General features: G+C 62.0%; 7 protein-coding genes. 3 read left to right on the forward strand and 4 right to left on the reverse strand.

The window, feature by feature from the left end; translation table 11 throughout:
• Nucleotides 1-57: 57 nt before the first annotated feature.
• Both grxD and C1D09_RS24645 read left to right on the forward strand, forming a co-directional pair.
• Nucleotides 58-393 (forward strand): Grx4 family monothiol glutaredoxin, encoded by a 336-nt coding sequence (gene grxD, locus C1D09_RS24640; RefSeq protein ID WP_143976701.1) that lies wholly within the window; start codon nt 58-60, stop codon nt 391-393.
• A gap of 143 nt (nt 394-536) precedes the next feature.
• Nucleotides 537-1,805, forward strand: a complete 1,269-nt coding sequence (locus tag C1D09_RS24645; RefSeq protein ID WP_143976702.1) for a multidrug effflux MFS transporter — start codon at nt 537-539, stop codon at nt 1,803-1,805.
• Nucleotides 1,806-1,815: 10 nt separating this feature from the next.
• Here C1D09_RS24645 and C1D09_RS33875 read toward each other — a convergent pair whose 3' ends face one another.
• From C1D09_RS33875 to rpsD, 4 genes are all read right to left on the reverse strand, one after another.
• Nucleotides 1,816-2,049, reverse strand: a complete 234-nt coding sequence (locus tag C1D09_RS33875; protein WP_246135864.1) for a hypothetical protein — start codon at nt 2,047-2,049, stop codon at nt 1,816-1,818.
• Nucleotides 2,050-2,297: 248 nt separating this feature from the next.
• On the reverse strand, nt 2,298-3,125 hold the full coding sequence (locus tag C1D09_RS24655) for an inositol monophosphatase family protein (RefSeq protein ID WP_143976704.1): 828 nt from the start codon (nt 3,123-3,125) through the stop codon (nt 2,298-2,300).
• Nucleotides 3,115-4,002 (reverse strand): tRNA 2-thiocytidine(32) synthetase TtcA, encoded by an 888-nt coding sequence (gene ttcA, locus C1D09_RS24660; RefSeq protein WP_143976705.1) that lies wholly within the window; start codon nt 4,000-4,002, stop codon nt 3,115-3,117. The genes C1D09_RS24655 and ttcA overlap by 11 nt, the downstream gene beginning before the upstream one ends.
• Before the next feature lie 132 nt (nt 4,003-4,134).
• Complete coding sequence (gene rpsD, locus C1D09_RS24665) at nt 4,135-4,752, reverse strand: 30S ribosomal protein S4 (RefSeq protein WP_013895883.1); 618 nt, start codon at nt 4,750-4,752, stop codon at nt 4,135-4,137.
• Between the two features lie 372 nt (nt 4,753-5,124).
• Between rpsD and C1D09_RS24670 the strand changes: the two genes are divergently transcribed.
• Nucleotides 5,125-5,322, forward strand: coding sequence for a hypothetical protein (locus tag C1D09_RS24670; protein ID WP_027042433.1), 198 nt, complete (start codon nt 5,125-5,127; stop codon nt 5,320-5,322).
• Nucleotides 5,323-5,423: the final 101 nt, after the last annotated feature.

The following is a 5,423-nucleotide window of genomic DNA, read 5'->3' on the forward strand; positions in this document are numbered from 1 at the left end:
GGTTTATTTGAAAGACATGCTTCGAGCCTGACTCCCACGGGCGTGAAAGGATATTCCATGAGCGGTATCAATGACTACATCGACAATGAAGTGAAGGGCAACGACGTCGTCCTTTTCATGAAGGGCACGCCCGGTTTTCCGCAGTGCGGCTTTTCCGGCCAGGTCGTCCAGATCCTCGACTATGTCGGCGCCGACTATAAGGGCGTGAATGTCCTGGACTCGGCTGAACTGCGCCAGGGCATCAAGGACTACTCCAACTGGCCGACAATCCCGCAGCTTTACGTCAAGGGCGAATTCGTCGGCGGCTGCGATATTGTCCGCGAGATGTTCCAGGCTGGCGAGTTACAGACCTTCCTGGTCGAAAAGGGTGTCAGCGTCAAAGGCGCCGCCTGATTTCGGTTTTGGGCATGTCGTAACGACTGCACTGAACACCGGGGCAGCCCCACCTCGGCAATTTTTATGTCCCGATATCGGGACCAAGACGAGCCAATGCGCCGGCCCGCCGGCGCGTTTTCGTTTGAGAGATCGGACTTGCCGTGGATCAGCAATCGACAGCGCCGCATTCGGCGAGCAAACTGCCTATTCCGCGCTGGGAGTTCATTGCGTTGTGCGCGGCGCTGATGGCGCTGAATTCCCTGGCCATCGACATAATGCTGCCGGCGCTGCAGCAGATCGGCGCCTCGCTCGGCGTCGAGAATGAAAACCACCGGCAATATGTGATCACCGCCTATATTCTGGGTTTTGGTGGCGGTCAGCTGTTCTTCGGGCCGATCTCGGACCGTTTCGGTCGCCGCTCGCCGCTCGTCGCCGGGCTGATCATCTATGTGGCGGCAGCAGCCGCCGCCGCCATCGCGCCAAGCTTTGAAACGCTGCTGATATGCCGCGCCGTGCAAGGCATCGGCGCGGCGGCCACACGCGTCATCGCAGTCTCGATCGTGCGCGATACGTTCGAAGGCCGGCGCATGGCGGAGGTGATGTCGCTGATCTTCATGGTGTTCATGGCGATACCGGTCATTGCGCCCGGCATCGGCCAGTTCATCATGCTGTTCGCGACCTGGCACTACATCTTCGTCACCATGGCCGTCGGCGCCCTGATCGTATCGGCGTGGTCGCTGGTGCGCCTGCCCGAAACGCTGCGTCCGGAATATCGCCGGCAACTTACGGCTTCCTCGGTCCTCGGCGGATTCCGCATCGTGCTCACCAACCGTATCGCGCTCTGCTACGCCTTTGCCAGCACCTTCATCTTCGCCGCCATGTTCGGCTTCATCGCCTCGGCGCAGCAGATCTATGTCGACATCTTCAACGTCGGCGAGATGTTCCCGGTCATCTTCGCCGGGGTCGCCGGCGTGCTCGCCTTCTCCAATTTTCTGAACTCGCGCCTTGTCGGCCGTATCGGCATGCGCCGGCTTTCGCAGAGCGCGCTGCTTTTGTTTCTGGTCATCAGCCTGGCCTGGCTGGTGGTTTCGCTGGAAATCAAGATGCCGCTCTGGCTGTTCATCACGTTCTTTGCCAGCGCCATGCTTCCCTTCGGTGCGCTTGGCGCCAATTTCAACGCATTGGCGATGGAGCCGCTCGGCCAGCTGGCCGGCACCGCGTCCTCCATCCTCGGCTTCATGCAGACGTTTCTCGGTGGCATTCTCGGCACGCTGATCGGCCAGGCTTTCAACGGCACGGTGACGCCGCTTGCCGCAGGCTTCTGCAGCGTCTCGGTCGCAGCGCTGCTGATGATCCTCATCGCCGAGCGCGGCAAGATGTTCCAGCCGCACAATCCACCCATTTCAGGGCATATTACCGACCTGCATTAGAAAACGTGCATCAGGATGCACCTTCAATCGCCGCCGTGAAGCGGGGGGCAAGCATGCGCCCGGCGATTGCTCCGCCCATGCTGTCCGAAAAGGGCAATGGCAGCGCGTCGTCGAGTGCCTTGAGTATGGATGCCACGAAGGCTCGGCCGAGTTGCGGATCGGTCCCCAGATCCGAATAAGTGGCGCGAGGCTTGCCGATCAGCGTGCCGTTGCGGCGCAGCGAGAACTGTAGCGTCAGCGACATGCCCGCGGTCCCCGCCGGCGGCCTCCAGCAGGCATAGATAGCCTCCGACATCTCCTTGAGGGTGTCGACGGGATCGGTGCTATGGCAGGGGCGCTGTTGAGCGATTGCCGCGTCGGCGTTTGCAAACAAGATGGCTGCAAGAGCCGCCGCAAGAATTGCGTACCGAGATTTCATTCGAGAGAACCCCGCGAAGGCGCCAATTTTTCGGCCGCACAAACCGGCAGTCGAGCGCGGGCCAGGAATTGATCCTACCCAGCCCAAAGTTCGCGGCGCAACTCCTGCCAGCTTTCGCGATCAGGAGCGACCAGCAGGCCGCCGCCGACATGCGACGGCAGATAGGCCGTGCCGTCGAAGCGCGCGGCATGGCCGCCGGCTTCCGCATGGATCAGCACGCCGGCCAGATGGTCCCAGGGCATCAGCTTGTTGTAGACGACGAAATGGCCATGGCCGCTCGCCAGCAAGCGATATTCGTGGGCAGCGCAGCGGTAGTTGAACTGCGAAAGCGTCTTGGTCTGGTTGCGGGCAAGCCGCGTGCGGTCGGGCTCGGCCATATACTGCCAGGAAACCGCGCCGGTCATCCCGGAGATCGGCGCGCTCGCCGCAACCCGCACTGTCTCCAGCGTACCATGCGCATGGCGGATGTGACTGCCGGCACCCTTGGCACCGATCAGCCAGTCCTTGCCGACCGGATCATGGATGATGCCGGCGACCGTCTCGCCTTTGACCACGACGCCAAGCATGACGCCGAATAGCGGCACACCGGAGGCGAAATTGAAGGTGCCGTCGACCGGGTCGATGACGAAGGCCAGATCGGCGTCGCCCAGCCCATCGAGCAGCGCCGGGTCGTCGGAACAGGCTTCCTCGCCGATAACCATGGCCGAGGGATAACGCTGGCGCAGCCTGGCGGTGATCAGCCGCTCGGCGTTGACGTCCGCTTCCGTCACCAGATCGGCGGCTGAGGTCTTCTGCCTGATGTCGCCATCGCCCAGCCGGCGGAAGCGGGGCATGATTTCGGTGTCGGCCGCCTCGGCCAGCAAGCTGGCCAGCCAGTCGATCGCGTTGTCGTCAAATGTCATCGGATGCGTCTTGTCCTGTGATGAGGGTCTGGTTCAGGGCGGCGAAATCGAACAGTTTCCGGTCGAGCAGATGCGACGGCCTGGTGTTGGACAGGGCGCGGATCATGGTGTCCTTGCGGCCCGGCATGCGCTTTTCGATGTCTTCCAGCATCGCCTTCATGGCATTGCGCTGGAGACCTTCCTGGCTGCCGCAGAGGTCGCAAGGAATGATCGGGAACCGCATTGCCGCGGCGAATTTCTCAAGGTCGATCTCGGCGCAATAGCTCAGCGGCCGCAGCACCATGACGTCGCCTTCGTCGTTGAGCAGCTTTGGCGGCATGGCCGCGAGACGGCCGCCATGGAACAGGTTCATGAAGAAGGTTTCGAGAATGTCCTCGCGATGATGGCCGAGCACCACTGCCGAGCACCCCTCCTCGCGCGCGATGCGGTAGAGATGGCCGCGCCGCAGCCGTGAACAGAGCGAGCAATAGGTGCTGCCTCGCGGCAGCTTGTCGGTGACCACCGAATAGGTGTCCTGATACTCGATGCGGTGGGCAATGCCGTTGGCGTTGAGATAGTCGGGCAGAATGTTCTTGGGGAAATTCGGCTGGCCCTGGTCGAGATTGCAGGCCAGCAATTCGACCGGCAGCAGGCCGCGCCATTTGAGATCGAGCAGCAAGGCCAGCAGGCCGTAGGAATCCTTGCCGCCCGACAGCGCGACCAGCCAGCGCTGTCCCGGCTCCAGCATCGAGAAATCCTCGATCGCCTGGCGGGTCAGCCGCAGCAGCCGCTTGCGCAATTTGTTGAACTCGACCGAGGACGGCACGTTGGCGAACAGCGGATGGGAGCCGCCCTCGGCGGCCGGCTCAAGCGTCTCGATGTCTGGCAGCATGTTCATGGCGCGGCGGCCCCGGATGTGATGTCCGCCCGGATTAGCGCATCGGCCGCAAAATCGAAACGGCAAAGCGGATGCGCCAAGCAAAAAGGCCGCCTCGAGGGCGGCCTTTCGGTATCGCAAAAAAGCACTCGCTTAGCGCGAATAGAATTCGACGACCAGGTTCGGCTCCATCTGCACCGCGAACGGAACGTCCGCCAGGCCGGGGATGCGGGAGAAGGTCGCGACCATCTTGTTGTGATCGGCTTCGATGTAGTCCGGCACGTCGCGCTCTGCGAGGCCGACCGATTCCAGGACGATGACCAGCTGCTTCGACTTTTCGCGCACTTCGACGACGTCACCCGGCTTGCAGCGGTACGAGCCGATGTTGACGCGCTTGCCGTTGACGTTGACGTGGCCGTGGTTGACGAACTGACGGGCGGCGAAAATGGTCGGCACGAACTTGGCGCGGTAGACGACCGCGTCGAGACGCGATTCGAGCAGGCCGATCAGGTTCTCCGAGGTGTCGCCCTTGCGGCGGTCGGCCTCTTCGTAGACCTTGCGGAACTGCTTTTCCGAAACGTCGCCATAGTGACCCTTCAGCTTCTGCTTGGCGCGCAGCTGCAGGCCGAAATCGGAAAGCTTGCCCTTGCGGCGCTGGCCGTGCTGGCCGGGACCGTATTCACGCTTGTTGACCGGGGACTTCGGGCGGCCCCAGATATTCTCGCCGAGACGGCGGTCGATCTTGTATTTCGCGGATTCGCGCTTGCTCATCGCATTCCCTTTTCAAAACAACACACCCGGAACCTCATGGTCCGGGTGAAGGAAACGCGCCCTCCTCTGGCCTCCGTTTTCGAGACCTGACAGGGTTTTCCCACGCAACGCGGCGGAAAACCCACGGGACACGTCAGTTCAAGCAAAACCAGAAACCGAGCCAACCGGTCTTGCGTATACAAAACAAACACCGGACATCGCTGCCCGGCGTTGGCGGCTGGTTAAACCGAGATTTAACCGCTGTCAAGCTTGTGAGTGGCGCGGCTCAACGCAACCCTATAGCGTTCCCCGCGTTGAGCGATGCCGGATGTGGCGGGAGGTTTGCGCCAACGGCACCAGGAAGGGATCTGGGGCTAGAGGAGTCCAACCAGCATGAAGAAGTTCTTCCTTACCTTGGCCGGTGCTGCGGTATTGGCCGGATCGATGGCGGTGGCGCCGGAACCGGCCATGGCGCGCCATTGGCACGGCCATAAACAGGTCTGCCGCATCATCGTGAAGAAAAGAGTGGTGTGGCGGCATGGCCACCGCAGGGTGATCGTCGAGCGGATACGCCGCTGCCATCGCTGGTAAGGCAAGACATCCGCCTACGGACTTTGCTTTTGAGACAAGGCCCGCGGTCCCGCTGCGGGCCTTGTTTGCTCGGGTCGGGCGTTAGGCGAACGACACTCAGT

Source organism: Mesorhizobium intechi (assembly GCF_002879535.1).
Lineage (GTDB): Bacteria > Pseudomonadota > Alphaproteobacteria > Rhizobiales > Rhizobiaceae > Mesorhizobium > Mesorhizobium intechi.

What these genes read in the sequence shown, in the direction of transcription:
- grxD (WP_143976701.1), top strand. Translation starts at nt 58, where the DNA reads ATGAGCGGTATCAATGACTACATCGACAATGAAGTGAAGGGCAACGAC.
- C1D09_RS33875 (WP_246135864.1), bottom strand. Translation starts at nt 2,049, where the DNA reads ATGTCGCTGACGCTACAGTTCTCGCTGCGCCGCAACGGCACGCTGATC.
- C1D09_RS24655 (WP_143976704.1), bottom strand. Translation starts at nt 3,125, where the DNA reads ATGACATTTGACGACAACGCGATCGACTGGCTGGCCAGCTTGCTGGCC.
- ttcA (WP_143976705.1), bottom strand. Translation starts at nt 4,002, where the DNA reads ATGAACATGCTGCCAGACATCGAGACGCTTGAGCCGGCCGCCGAGGGC.
- rpsD (WP_013895883.1), bottom strand. Translation starts at nt 4,752, where the DNA reads ATGAGCAAGCGCGAATCCGCGAAATACAAGATCGACCGCCGTCTCGGC.
- C1D09_RS24670 (WP_027042433.1), top strand. Translation starts at nt 5,125, where the DNA reads ATGAAGAAGTTCTTCCTTACCTTGGCCGGTGCTGCGGTATTGGCCGGA.